Origin of the sequence: Metabacillus sp. 22489, from assembly GCF_052044855.1 — a bacterium.
Lineage (GTDB): Bacteria > Bacillota > Bacilli > Bacillales > Bacillaceae > Metabacillus > Metabacillus niabensis.
In genome coordinates this window covers 16,670-30,266 of the sequence record NZ_JBQENT010000008.1, presented here as the reverse complement: position 1 = coordinate 30,266, position 13,597 = coordinate 16,670, and the positions used below count along the sequence as shown (strand labels likewise).

Here is a 13,597-nt window from a genome sequence, read left to right as displayed (position 1 = left end):
AATGATCGTAATTTCCCTTATTTAGGTGAGGTATCTATTTTTTTAGTTAGTTATTTTCCCTCTTATCTTACGAACTAAAGAGCTTTACTACTTGCATCGCTAAATAGGCAATACCTGCTCCAATTAATGGGCCTACAGCAACACCATTAAATAATGCAACAGCGATAATTGTTCCAAACACAAGAGCTGTTGTGATGTGTGGGTCTTCTGCTAATAAGGTTAAACCATTTTTCGCTATTAGTGCAACAGCAATACCAGCACCTAATGCAATCCATGCATATATAGATTTCACTGCCTCTAACAGCTGTTTAAATCCTATATCACCTGTTGCTATTGGAACGAGCACAGCAATGGTAATTATCGTGACCCCCCAATTGATACCTTTTGAACCAACCGTTGGCAATATTTTCGATTCTAACCCGATAATTTTTATAACCATCAAACACCCTACAGCAATGATTAATGATTGATTTTTCGCTATTAATCCAATGACTAATAATATGAATAAAAAAAGCATTGGCTGATTAAACATTTTATGATCCTCCAAACATATTCAACAATTTCACCTATATTCTATTTGGCACAATCTTTTTCTCATAAACAAGCCTTTATTATAATAAACATGTCTTAAAAGCTTTTCTTAGGAGGAAGTAAATTGAGCTTGCAATATGTATATAGTTTGTTAAGACTCCTATTAATTGTTGGACTAACTATCCTTAGTGTTCTCATTTTATATTATTTATCTACATTGACCTATCCATTTATTATTGCGATTTTGATCGCTCTATTTATTAATCCTCTTGTAAATTTTCTTGAAAGAAAGGCTAAACTTCATAGAGGACTTGCTGTTATAATTGCGATTATTTTATTACTCTGTTTAATAATCGGGCTTGTCATATTATTAGTAGCAGAAATCGTAACTGGGACAACTTATTTGGCAAGAGTCATACCTGGTCATTTAGATCTATTAGCTATCTATTTAGAATCTTTTTTTGTAGAAAAGATCATGCCAATATATAATCAATTAACATATTTATTTTCAACACTAGATACGAATCAACAGAATTCAATTATTACTAATATTCAAAATATCGGCGAGCAAATCACATCAAGCATTGGTTTATTTATAAAAAGCTTTTTAGAAAATATCCCAATATTAATCCGGTGGCTCCCAAATGCAGCAACTGTTATCATTTTTTCATTATTAGCTACTTTTTTTATTAGTAAGGATTGGTATAAGTTTAAAGGTCTTTTATCAAATATTCTCCCGCAAAAAGCAAGAAGTAGTGGAAAAACAGTTTTTGATGAACTAAAAAAAGCATTATTTGGCTTTATTCGCGCTCAATTAACATTGATTTCGATTACAACAACTATCGTACTAATTGGCCTTCTTATTCTTCGGGTTGATTATGCGATAACTATTGCTTTGTTAATCGGTTTAGTCGATATTCTTCCATACCTTGGAACAGGATTAGTATTTGTACCTTGGATTATCTATTTATCATTTAGCGGGAGTTTACCTTTGGCAATCGGTCTAGGTATTCTTTATCTTATCGTAATGATCCAAAGACAAGTGATGGAACCAAAAGTTCTTTCGTCAAGCATCGGATTAGATCCACTCGCTACACTCATTTCTCTTTTTATAGGCTATCAACTGATTGGATTTTTAGGGCTAATCGTAGGACCAGTAGCTGTAGTTATATTAAAAACATTACATACTGCGGGAGTATACGAGGATTTGTGGCAGTTTATTATTGGGAAAGAAAGAAATTAGAAAACATATATGACTGCTTAAAAAGGCCTGACTCATTTAAAACACAGTATTTTTGTTCAATAAGTCTGACCTTTTTATCAGCCTAAAATTTGTTTTATCGAATAATTGTCACATTGTTTTTTTCAATCCATCTTCTCATAAGCAAAAACAAAACCGGTTTTAATTTATTTCTCGTAAACGGAAGTAATAACAAAAATCCACAAATATCTGTAATGTAACCAGGAGTTAGCAATAATAGACCTCCGAAAAAAATACAAATACTATCCACGATTGCATCGCCAGGTATTTGACCATATCTTAATTGTTCCTGCATTTTTCTCATTGTTTCTAATCCTTGTCTCTTTGCAAGCCAAGCCCCAATTATCCCTGTTAGGAATAATAATAAAAGGGTTGGTAATACACCAATTGTTTTCCCTGATATAAGAAGTACACTAATTTCCAATATCGGAATTAAGATAAAGATTATCGTTAAAAACCTCATCATTTCACCCTCTCAAAATGGGATGTACATCTAACTCTATTTTATGTGAAGAGGGAGAAAAAGCGCAAGCGCTATAGAGCTTTCCAATAAAAAGAAAAGAGAAGAGGACGTATAATCCTCATCTCTTTTCAATCAATTCTTCAAATTAAAGAACACTTGCATGTCCTTGATAAACGACACCTCTTACAGCGTCAACTGTAATATCTTGTCCATCTTTTAAGATTGATGTAGCATTTTCAACAGCTACAATAACAGGTATTCCTAAGCTTAGGCCAACTACTGCGGCATGGCTTGTTAATCCACCTTCTTCAGTAATTAATGCTGTAGCTTGTTCAAGAGCTCCCATCATATCACGATCTGTACTTTGAGCAACAAGAATTGATCCCTTTGTCATTTTTGCTTCTGCATCCTTTGCTGTACTTGCAACTACAACTTTACCGAATGCTGATTTACGACCAATTCCTTGTCCTTTTGCTAATACATCACCGATAACATGTACTTTCATTAAATTCGTTGTTCCAGCTTCTCCAACCGGTACACCAGCTGTTATAACAACTAAATCACCATGTGTAACAAATCCACCGTTTATCGCTTCGAGAACAGAATTATCTAGCATTTCATCAGTTGATGTTGAGTGGTTACCACTTCTTGGATAAACTCCCCATACTAATGCTAATTTACGTGATACAGATTCAGATACTGTAACAGCAATAATTGGTGCTTTTGGACGATATTTTGAAATCATACGTGGTGTATGACCACTTTCAGTTGGAGTTACAATAGCAGAAACTCCTAATTTTAATGCAGTGTAAGCTGTTGACTGACCAATTGCATCAGTAATAGTTGTACCAACTTGATCACTGCGTTTTGAAAGGATCTCTTTATAGTCTAAAGCCTGTTCTGCTCTTGACGCGATATTATGCATTGTTTTTACTGCTTCAACAGGATATGATCCAGCAGCTGTTTCACCAGATAACATAATTGCATCAGTACCATCAAAGATCGCGTTAGCAACGTCACTTGCTTCTGCACGAGTAGGTCTTGGATTACGTTGCATGCTATCTAACATTTGTGTAGCCGTAATAACTGGTTTTCCAAGAGCATTACATTTTCTAATTAATTCCTTTTGAACTAGCGGAACTTCCTCAGCTGGAATTTCAACTCCTAGATCGCCACGAGCAACCATTAAACCATCAGAAACCTCTAAAATTTCGTCGATATTATCGACACCCTCTTGGTTTTCGATTTTTGGAATAATTTGAATATGACTAGCGTTATGCTCTTCCAATAATTCGCGGATTTCTAGTACGTCTGAAGCGCGTCGAACAAAGGAAGCAGCAATGAAATCAACACCTTGCTCAATACCAAATACGATATCCTTTGCATCCTTTTCCGTAATACCTGGAAGTTTAACGCTTACACCTGGAACGTTGACACCCTTTTTATTTTTTAAGGTTCCACTGTTTTTAATCTTTGTCTTAATTTCACCATTTGCTTGATCTAGACCAATTACTTCTAATTCAATTAGACCATCATCTAATAAAATAGTTGAGCCGATATGAACATCATCAATTAAACCTTCATATGTAACAGAGAACTTTTCTTTTGTACCTACAACTTCTGTCATCGAAATAATTATTTCATTACCAGCTACTAATTCGATCGCACCATTTTCCATTGTATGAGTACGGATTTCAGGTCCCTTCGTATCCAATAAAATCGCAACTGTTTTGTTTAGCTTTGCAGATGCTTCTCTTATATTTTTAATACGATTTCCATGCTCTTCAAAATCACCATGGGAAAAATTTAAGCGTGAAACATTCATCCCCGCTTCCATTAATTCCGTTAATTTTTCAATTGATTCACTTGCTGGACCGATCGTACATACAATCTTAGTTTTTCGCATTTATGTTCCTCCTACCATTTTACGAATAAGGGAATAAACATTTATAATGGATATGGATGTAATTCCCTTATTCCAACATTTACTATGGTTTTACCGATTTACTTTTTCAAAACTCAAATAAAAATACTAAAGGATATCTATTATCAAATCAACCTAATTGGAAGATATGAAAACGATACCACCTAGTAACAATTATATTGATAACTCTTTTGATAGTCGATACATATCCTTATCAATTGTATGAGGTTGATCAAGGATTTCAAGAATATCATGATGAACGAGTTGATTTTTCTGAATTCCTACACAACGTCCACCTTTACCTTCAAGTAATAATTCAACCGCATAAGCGCCTAAACGGCTTGCTAAAACACGATCAAACGCAGTTGGTGATCCACCACGCTGTACATGACCTAATACTGATACTCGTGTTTCAAATGTAGTTGCTTCTTCAATTTGTTTCGCAAAATCTACTGCACTACCTACACCTTCAGCTACGATGATAATACTATGCTTCTTACCGCGTTCATGTCCTCTTTTTAGACGACCAACGATATCATCCATATCATAATCTGCTTCTGGAATCAAGATTGTTTCCGCTCCACCAGCAAGACCTGACCATAACGCAATATCACCAGCATGTCTACCCATTACTTCAATAATATATGTACGTTCATGTGAAGTTGCAGTATCACGAATTTTATCAATTGCATCAATGACCGTATTAAGCGCAGTATCAAAGCCAATTGTGAAATCAGTTCCCGGAATATCATTATCGATTGTACCTGGAACCCCTACACATGGAAAACCATGTTCTGTCAGCTTTTTCGCACCCATGTAAGAACCGTCTCCACCAATGACAACTAGTCCTTCAATTCCGTGCTTTTTAAGTTGCTCAATTCCTTTTTTCTGACCCTCAACGGTTTTAAATTCTGGACATCTTGCAGAATATAATTTCGTACCGCCTCGATGAATAATATCTCCTACTGAACCTAATTCTAATTTTTCAATACGTCCTTCGATGAGACCAGAATACCCGTGAAAGATACCGTATACTTCAACATTATGAAAAATTGCTTTACGAACTACTGCACGAACAGCAGCATTCATACCTGGAGAATCTCCACCACTAGTAAGGACACCAATTTTTTTCACTTTTCTTCACCCCACTATATTCTAGTAGCTTTATTTTTTATAAAGCAAGACTTTCAATCAGTGGAGGGTTACGTTATCCCCCATTGATTGTAGTAAGACTTATCTAGTTTTTCCTAACAGTTACTAACAACCTATTTTTAAGACTGAAGAATGACTGACAGGCAAACGGATAAATCAAAAATACCATGAATGGTAGATCAATACAACAAAAGTAAAAAAGTCAACTTTTGTCGAATAAACTTTTATGAGCCTTATTCATTATACAATAAATTTTTTCTTTATGTTTAAATAAATATGTAATTTTGCAAAATAATTGTCTTTTCTTACTTCAAACAAACGTTCAACAAGCGCTTAATAAATGACCATCTACAAATTGCGCTACTAAGCTCTACTTACTCATTATTCCCATTTTCATCAAAAAGAAACGTGGACCAATGGTCACACGTTCTATTTAACTCCAAGTAACTCATTTGAATAAGATACTTGACCTATTTTTTTGAACTTCTCATAACGATGATTAATTAATTCCTCACCATTCATTTTGCTTAAAGATTTTAAAGAACTTGCAAGTACTTCTTCAATATACCCAGCTTGTTCAACGACATTTTTATGGGCTCCACCCTTTACCTCAGGGATAATTTCATCAACTACTCCTAATTCTTTCAAATCAGGTGCTGTTATTTTCATTGTTTCAGCTGCTTTCTTTGCTAATCCAGCATCCTTCCATAATAAAGCAGCTGCCCCCTCTGGGGAAATAACAGAGTAGGTAGAGTTTTCAAGCATATGAATATAATTGCCTACACCTAAAGCTAATGCTCCTCCACTACCACCTTCACCGATGACTATGCAGATAACAGGTACAGATAATCCCGCCATTTCAAATAGGTTTTTTGCAATAGCCTCACTTTGCCCACGCTCTTCTGCTGCTTTCCCTGGATAAGCTCCCTTTGTGTCAATGAAGCAAATGATTGGACGTTTAAATTTATCTGCTTGCTTCATTAAGCGTAAAGCCTTACGATATCCTTCAGGATGTGGCATACCAAAATTTCTTCTGATATTCTCTTTCGTGTCCTTTCCACGTTGGTGGCCAATCACTGTAACAGGAAGATCTCTAAATTTAGCAATCCCACTAACAATTGCATCATCATCGCCATAATAGCGATCACCGTGGCATTCGAAAAAATTCGTAAAAATATGATTAATATAATCCAATGATGTCGGTCGATTTGGATGACGTGCAATTTGCACCCGATCCCACGGTTTTATATTAGAATAAATCTCGCTTGTTAGTTTTTCTAATCTAGCTTCAAGTTTTTCAATCTCTGATGACAAATCAACATCAGAACCTTTTGTAATTTCCTTTAATTCGTCTATTTTCTGTCTAAGCTCGACAACTGGCTTTTCAAATTCTAATTCACCTACCAAGTGATTTCACCTCCTGTTTGATGAATGTCAAGGATGTTAGCTAATGTTTCTTTTAATTCTTGTCGATGTATAACCGCATCCAATTGTCCGTGTTTTAACAAAAATTCTGAAGTCTGAAAGTCCTCAGGAAGATCTTCACGGATCGTTTGCTCGATAATTCTTCTACCGGCAAATCCAATTAACGCCCCAGGCTCAGCAAAGTTATAATCTCCTAATGATGCAAAGCTAGCCGAAACACCGCCAGTAGTTGGATGTGTCATAACTGATATAATTAAGCCACCATTATCGCTAAATATTTTTAATGCTGAGCTAGTTTTCGCCATTTGCATTAAGCTCAACACACCTTCTTGCATTCTTGCTCCACCAGAAGCTGTAAAAATAATAAAAGGTAGCCCTTGTTCATTTGCTTTCTCTATTGTACGAGTGATTTTCTCACCGACTACAGAGCCCATACTACCCATTCGAAAGCTGGCATCCATTATTGCAACTGTCGTTTTGAAGCCATTGATAAGACCTTCACCAGTAACAACCGCTTCATTTTGCTTCGTTTTGCTACGGTCCTTCTCTAACTTTTCCTCATATCCTGGAAAATTTAATGGGTTTTTAGAAACCATTTCCTTGTCGTATTCAACGAAACTATTCTCATCAAATAAGCTTGCAATCCGTTCTTTAGCATTCATTTGATAATGATAGCCACAATTTATACAAACTTTTAAATTTTTATTTACCTCTTTTGAGTAAATGATTTTTTTACAGCTTGGACACTTCATTACAATTCCTTCTGGAACATCTTGTTTAGCTTGCTCAGAAGGAATTTGCGCATACTTCCGTTTCTTCGGCTTTGTTGGTTTTGTAAATAAATCTTTTAACAAAATGGTACCTCTCCTTTTCTGAAGCTGTTTCTCTCCAATTCTTATTTAACTATTAGTATTTATGAAACACCATACTCTTCCAAATGTATAAATCGATTAGAAGAAGCTTCTTTCACTCTTAATAAAGGCTATTTCGCATACTTTGTTGCTTGAAAACTATTTAGCTTTTGTTTTAGATTCATTTAACAGAGTGCTCTTATGCAAATATCTTTAATACTTTACTCCCGCTAAAATTCTTGCATCTCCGCTATCTTCAACATCTGTTTAAATATGTTACTTGTAAAACAACAATCTTTACGGAAAGAACCAATAATAAAGAGCATTAAAAAAATTGATGAAAGGTCATCTTATTCTTTTGTCGTTATCCCTACTTTAACGAATTACTAACAGTCATGTTGTTGGAATTTGTCATTTGGTATTCGACAATTATTTTAGGGATAATTTTTGATATGAAGTTAATACCTCAGTTTGTTTTCTTTCTAGCAAAGAGGCAACCAGTTCTTTCATTTTATCTACTGCATCAACTTCCACATTAACATGTTTATGAACTAGAGATACATATTCATTTAAAACGATCCAAATGCGATAAAGCAAATGATTATTTGCTAATTGGACAAGCTCTTTCATAAATTCATATCTAGTTAACCCCTCATGTACTAAACGCTTTTCAAGAGCTCTTAATTCACTTTCATGATTAGAACGTAATAATAACTGAATTGCGTTATACTCTAGCATATTATTCATCTCAATTACATCATCAATAGCCTTAGAGTCTTCTAAAATAAACGTTCCAAGTAAATCAATTAAATTATGATCCCGAAAATCCTTAAGAAACGTACCTTCTCCTCTTCTTGTTTCAATCATTCCTAGCAGTTCAAGAGCTCGCAAAGCTTCTCTAACGGATGATCTACCAACATTTAGCTTTTCGGCAAGCTCTCTTTCAGAAGGGATTTTGTCTCCATAAGAAAGTTGGTTTTCAGTTATATAGATACGAATGTAATGAAGAATATCTATATAAACTTTTGATTTTTCATTGGTCAAAGACAAATCACTCACTTTATTTAATTATAGCCATCTGTCTTGTCTTCTCTGCAACTTGCTCAGGATCTACTTTGATTCGAGCAACACCTGTTTCCATTGCAGCTTTTGCTACTGCAGAGGCTACTGCTGGGGCTACTCTTGGATCAAATGGTGCAGGAATGACATATTCAGGTTTTAGTTCGTCTTCCTTAATTAAAGATGCAATTGCCTCAACTGCCGCAACCTTCATTTTTTCGTTAATATGAGTCGCTCTTACATCTAACGCACCTCTAAAAATCCCCGGAAATGCTAGAACATTGTTCACTTGGTTAGGATAATCAGAACGACCTGTTCCAATAACCAAAGCCCCTGCATCTTTTGCATCCTCTGGCATAATCTCTGGTACTGGATTAGCCATAGCAAAGATAATTGGCTTTTCATTCATTGAAAGCACCATGTCTTTTGTCAAAGCCCCCTCAACAGAAACCCCAATAAAAACATCTGCTCCTTTAATTACATCAGCGAGGGATCCTTCCTTTTGGTCGCGATTTGTATACTTAGCTACAGCTGCTTTTACTTCATTCATCCCAGTCAATCGATTTTCAAATATTGCTCCTTTTGTGTCACACATAATGATGTCTCTTACCCCATATGTATATAAAAGTTTGATAATTGCAATTCCAGCAGCACCTGCACCATTTGCTACGACACGAATATTTGACATACTTTTCCCAACAAGCTTTAGCGCATTTACAAGACCAGCAACCGTTACAATTGCAGTACCATGTTGATCATCATGAAAGATCGGTATATTTGTTTCCTTCTTTAATCGCTCTTCAATGACGAAGCAGTTTGGTGCAGCAATATCCTCTAGATTAATTCCGCCAAATGTTGGTTCAAGTAATTTGACTGTATTGATGATTTGTTCAACATCTGTAGTATTAAGACAAATCGGAAAAGCATCAACACCTGCAAAGCTTTTAAAAAGCACCGCTTTCCCTTCCATTACAGGTAATGCTGCTTCAGGGCCGATATTTCCTAAACCTAACACTGCTGTCCCATCTGAAACAACTGCAACCATATTTCCTTTCATTGTATAATCATATACTTTATTTTTATCATCATAAATATCTTTACAAGGCTCAGCAACACCTGGTGAATAGGCTAAACTTAAATCATGCGCATTCCGAACTGGTATTTTTGCTTTCGATTCTAATTTCCCTTGATTAACACGATGAATATGTAATGCTTCTTCACGCAATGACATCATAAACATCCCCTTTTTAACCTTGTAAAGTAATGATTATTAGAGTGGTCAGACCACTCATAATCATTACTAAATGATAACATAATTCATTCTTTTGTAAAGTATGCTATACTAGTTTGTCCATGTTAACATCCAAACTTACATTCTACGTTTTTTGATGATTTTCTTTCCTTCTTAATACAACATTTCCTATACCAAGTAATGCTCTTAGACAATCAATTGATTCTTCCGTTGGAGATACGAAAAATTCCTCTGGAAGCTGAACCGTCCTTTTATCTGCCTCATAAAATAAATATACAGGTGTTTTTCCGTGGAATTTTTTCAAATGTTTTTTCACCTCATTGAGTTTTTGAGGTAAAAAGGATTTTTCGATTCTAATAAATAGCTTTTCATTTCCTTCATTTCCTTCATTTTCAACTAAGTTCTGAGCAATGCGAATATCTTGAATAATCATTTGCCATTTTTCTTGACGTTTTTCGATTTTTCCAGTAAACAGGAAAATTTGCCCTGTTGATAATACTTCACTAAACTTTGCGTATACACTTGGAAACAAAACTGCATCAAGTTCTCCAGTCTCATCTCCAATAACGATAAACGACATTACTTCCCCTTTTTTTGTACGTATTGACCGTTTACTAATTAGCATTGCTCCTAGAGAAATTTTTCTGTCAAAAGTTTGATTTACTTCAGATATATATATAGCTCCTTCTTGCTCGAGGCGATCCCGGTATAATTCTGCAGGATGTTTTGAAAAATAGAAGCCAAGAGCTTCTTTTTCAAATTTGAGCTTCTCATCGATCTTGAAGTTTTCAACCTCGATATATTTAGGCTTTATCGAAAATTCTTCATTAAGGAATAAATCAAATTGGTTGTCTGTCGTTGGCGATAGTAGCTCAGCATGTTCGATAGCAACATCAAGGCTCGCTAGTAAAATAGCTCGATCAACACCAAAATCATCCATTGCACCTGAAAAAATGAGTTGCTCCATAATTCTTCGATTAATAATTTTCTGTGAGACCCTTATGCAAAAGTCAAATAAATCTGTGTATTTCCTTTTTTTCCTTTCATGGAAAATTTCTTTTATCGCTACAATCCCAACATTTTTTATACAAGCTAAGCTAATACGAATACATCCATTTTCAACAAGAAATGGATATGCACTATGATTAATAGAAGGTGGTAAAATCGTTATATTCATTTGCTTTGCCTCGCGGATATAAGAAGCAACTTTTTCATCATTTCCAGTTGCACTTGTTAAGAGTGCTGTCATAAAGTAAAGTGGATAGTTTGCTTTTAAGTAGGCTAGTTGATAGGCAATAACACTATAGGCTACTGCATGACTGCGATTAAACCCATAGTTTGCAAATTTAACAATTAAATCATATATATTATTTGCTACCTCATTATCATATCCATTTGCTAAACAACCATTAACAAAATGCTCACGTTCCTTATCAAGCACTTCTTTTTTCTTTTTCCCAACAGCTCTCCTTAACAAATCCGCTTCACCTAATGTAAAACCTGCAATTTTTGATGCAATTTCCATAATTTGCTCTTGATAGACAATAACACCGTAGGTAGATTTCAAAATTGGCTCAACATCGGGGTGTAAATATTGAATAGGATTCTGTTTATGCTTCCGTTCAATATACAAAGGAATATTTTCCATAGGACCCGGACGGTATAATGCATTAACTGCAACAATATCTTCAAGATTTGTTGGCTTCAAGCGTTTTAATACACTTCTCATCCCCTCTGATTCCAATTGGAATATCCCTGTCGTATCTCCTCTTGAAAGCAATGAAAATGTTTTCTCATCATGATAAGATATGCTCATTAAATCAACTGTATGTCCTTCTCCACGCTTAATTAGGCTTATGATATTTTCGATTAGTGTTAAATTCCTTAATCCAAGGAAATCCATTTTTAGTAAACCTAAATCCTCTAAATAATCCATAGAAAATTGCGTGAGGTAGACATCTTGCTGCCCTTTTTGAATAGGTACAATATTTGTTAACGGCTGACTGCTTAGTACAACACCTGCCGCATGTGTTGACGTATGTCTAGGAAGTCCTTCAATTTTTAAAGCGATCTCGATCATTTTTTTATACATTTTACTTTCTTGAATTAGTTTTTGTATGCTCTTCGATTCTGTAATCGCATCAGATAGCTTAACACCAGGACGCGATGAAATTTGTCTTGTAAGAACATCGACTTCCTTTGTAGAAGCTCCCATGACTTTACCAACATCGCGAATAGCTGCCTTTGCTGCAAAGGTACCAAATGTAATGATTTGTGCAACATGTAATTCACCATATTTCCTAGCAACGTACCCAATAACCTCATCCCGTCTCGTATCTGGAAAGTCGATATCAATATCAGGCATTGTAATACGTTCTGGGTTTAAAAAACGTTCAAAAAGAAGGCGGTGTTTAATTGGATCAACATTCGTTATTTTCAATACATACGATACGAGTGATCCCGCTGCAGATCCTCGACCAGGGCCTGTTAAAATTCCATTTTCATGAGCATACTTCATAAAATCCCAAACAATTAGAAAATAATCACTAAAGTTCATATTTTTAATGATTTTTAATTCATAGGCTAATCTTTCCTTATAAATTTGATCTGGAGTAGCAAATCTTTCATATAATCCTTGAATGCACAATTGCTCTAAATATTCATCTGCACTTTCCTTGTTAGGAGTAGGGTATTTAGGTAATTGTGTAGCCCCAAGATTTAAATCAACTTGACAGCGCTTTGCAATCATTAAAGTATTCTCAAGTGCATCTGGGTATTGTTCAAAAATCCGGGTCATTTCCTGCTGTGATGTTAATTTCTCATGTTTATGGTCATCTAAATCTATTTGATCCTCGGAAAGTACTTCCCCGTTTTTTATAGCAGCTAAACATCGGTAGGCAAGAACATCATCTTTTTCTATATAGGATACATCTGTTACTGCTACAGTTTGCACGTCCATTTTATGACATAAATCTGTTAACTTTGGAAGGAGGGAATTAGCCTGCTTTACCCATTTGCTATGTATCCCTACGTAAAAGCTATTCTTACCAAAAAGAGATTGATATTTTTTTATTTGCTGCATCGCTTGATCAATTTGATCATCCAAAACATATTGCTCCATTAACCCTTCATGACCAGATGTAAGAGCAATTAACCCTTTACTATAACTTTTAAGCCATCTTTCAGGTAAACCTTCTGGTGATTTTGTTTGAATGGCACTACTTATTTTTACTAGGTTCTGATATCCATCATTGTTTTCAGCTAATAATACAAGTGAGGTAGAAGATGATTTAGTAGAATTTTCTTCGATTATATTTAATTTCATTCCAATGATTGGTTTAATTCCATTTCGTTTGCAAAGTTTATAAAACTCAACTGTCCCATACATGACTTGCTCATCTGTTAATGCCAATGCTTTATAATTAAGGTCCTTCGCTTTGCTTACAAGCTTGTCTAGCTTCACTGCACTTGATAAAAGACTATAAGCACTTTTTATTTGAAGGTGTATGAAAGACAAACAAATCCCTCCTTTCTAGCGGTTCTTTTTCTTTAGCTTAAACAACATTCCTCTTTTATTATATTCCTACCGTTTTCTAAATGACAAATATGAGGAATAAGCCAAGTATGAGCTTACGCTTTTTTACCCAAACATTTCAACTATGAATTTATTTTTCCTGGA

10 protein-coding genes are annotated in these 13,597 nt (G+C 35.0%); 1 reads left to right on the top strand and 9 read right to left on the bottom strand.

What is annotated here, in order from left to right; all coding sequences use genetic code 11:
- Positions 1-67: 67 nt before the first annotated feature.
- On the bottom strand, positions 68-532 hold the full coding sequence (locus ACTJJ9_RS06845; protein WP_095300651.1) for a DUF441 domain-containing protein: 465 nt from the start codon (positions 530-532) through the stop codon (positions 68-70).
- Positions 533-655: 123 nt separating this feature from the next.
- Between ACTJJ9_RS06845 and ytvI the strand changes: the two genes are divergently transcribed.
- Positions 656-1,774: a sporulation integral membrane protein YtvI gene (gene ytvI, locus ACTJJ9_RS06840; RefSeq protein WP_095300652.1), complete on the top strand. Its 1,119-nt coding sequence runs from the start codon at positions 656-658 to the stop codon at positions 1,772-1,774.
- A gap of 94 nt (positions 1,775-1,868) precedes the next feature.
- Here ytvI and ACTJJ9_RS06835 read toward each other — a convergent pair whose 3' ends face one another.
- The 8 genes from ACTJJ9_RS06835 to dnaE all read right to left on the bottom strand — a co-directional run bounded on the left by ACTJJ9_RS06835 (position 1,869) and on the right by dnaE (position 13,435).
- The gene (locus ACTJJ9_RS06835; RefSeq protein ID WP_307190578.1) at positions 1,869-2,258 is read right to left on the bottom strand and encodes an FxsA family protein; all 390 of its coding nucleotides are present in this window, start codon (positions 2,256-2,258) and stop codon (positions 1,869-1,871) included.
- A 142-nt stretch (positions 2,259-2,400) separates the two neighbouring features.
- Positions 2,401-4,161: a pyruvate kinase gene (gene pyk, locus ACTJJ9_RS06830; RefSeq protein ID WP_440768562.1), complete on the bottom strand. Its 1,761-nt coding sequence runs from the start codon at positions 4,159-4,161 to the stop codon at positions 2,401-2,403.
- Positions 4,162-4,353: 192 nt separating this feature from the next.
- Positions 4,354-5,313, bottom strand: coding sequence for a 6-phosphofructokinase (gene pfkA, locus ACTJJ9_RS06825; RefSeq protein ID WP_095300655.1), 960 nt, complete (start codon positions 5,311-5,313; stop codon positions 4,354-4,356).
- Positions 5,314-5,760: 447 nt separating this feature from the next.
- The gene (gene accA / locus ACTJJ9_RS06820) at positions 5,761-6,738 is read right to left on the bottom strand and encodes an acetyl-CoA carboxylase carboxyl transferase subunit alpha (protein WP_095300656.1); all 978 of its coding nucleotides are present in this window, start codon (positions 6,736-6,738) and stop codon (positions 5,761-5,763) included.
- Positions 6,732-7,610, bottom strand: a complete 879-nt coding sequence (accD, locus tag ACTJJ9_RS06815) for an acetyl-CoA carboxylase, carboxyltransferase subunit beta (RefSeq protein ID WP_145583768.1) — start codon at positions 7,608-7,610, stop codon at positions 6,732-6,734. The genes accA and accD overlap by 7 nt, the downstream gene beginning before the upstream one ends.
- 426 nt (positions 7,611-8,036) lie before the next feature.
- The gene (locus tag ACTJJ9_RS06810) at positions 8,037-8,651 is read right to left on the bottom strand and encodes a FadR/GntR family transcriptional regulator (protein WP_170944357.1); all 615 of its coding nucleotides are present in this window, start codon (positions 8,649-8,651) and stop codon (positions 8,037-8,039) included.
- A 16-nt stretch (positions 8,652-8,667) separates the two neighbouring features.
- Positions 8,668-9,897 carry a malic enzyme-like NAD(P)-binding protein gene (locus ACTJJ9_RS06805; RefSeq protein ID WP_145583763.1) on the bottom strand — a complete coding sequence of 410 codons (1,230 nt, stop codon included), beginning with the start codon at positions 9,895-9,897 and terminating at the stop codon, positions 8,668-8,670.
- Between the two features lie 145 nt (positions 9,898-10,042).
- Positions 10,043-13,435 carry a DNA polymerase III subunit alpha gene (gene dnaE, locus ACTJJ9_RS06800; protein ID WP_145583761.1) on the bottom strand — a complete coding sequence of 1,131 codons (3,393 nt, stop codon included), beginning with the start codon at positions 13,433-13,435 and terminating at the stop codon, positions 10,043-10,045.
- Positions 13,436-13,597 lie beyond the last annotated feature (162 nt).

Coding starts and splice junctions, on each gene's coding strand:
- ACTJJ9_RS06835 (WP_307190578.1), bottom strand. CDS start 2,258: ATGATGAGGTTTTTAACGATAATCTTTATCTTAATTCCGATATTGGAA.
- ACTJJ9_RS06805 (WP_145583763.1), bottom strand. CDS start 9,897: ATGTCATTGCGTGAAGAAGCATTACATATTCATCGTGTTAATCAAGGG.
- pyk (WP_440768562.1), bottom strand. CDS start 4,161: ATGCGAAAAACTAAGATTGTATGTACGATCGGTCCAGCAAGTGAATCA.
- ACTJJ9_RS06845 (WP_095300651.1), bottom strand. CDS start 532: ATGTTTAATCAGCCAATGCTTTTTTTATTCATATTATTAGTCATTGGA.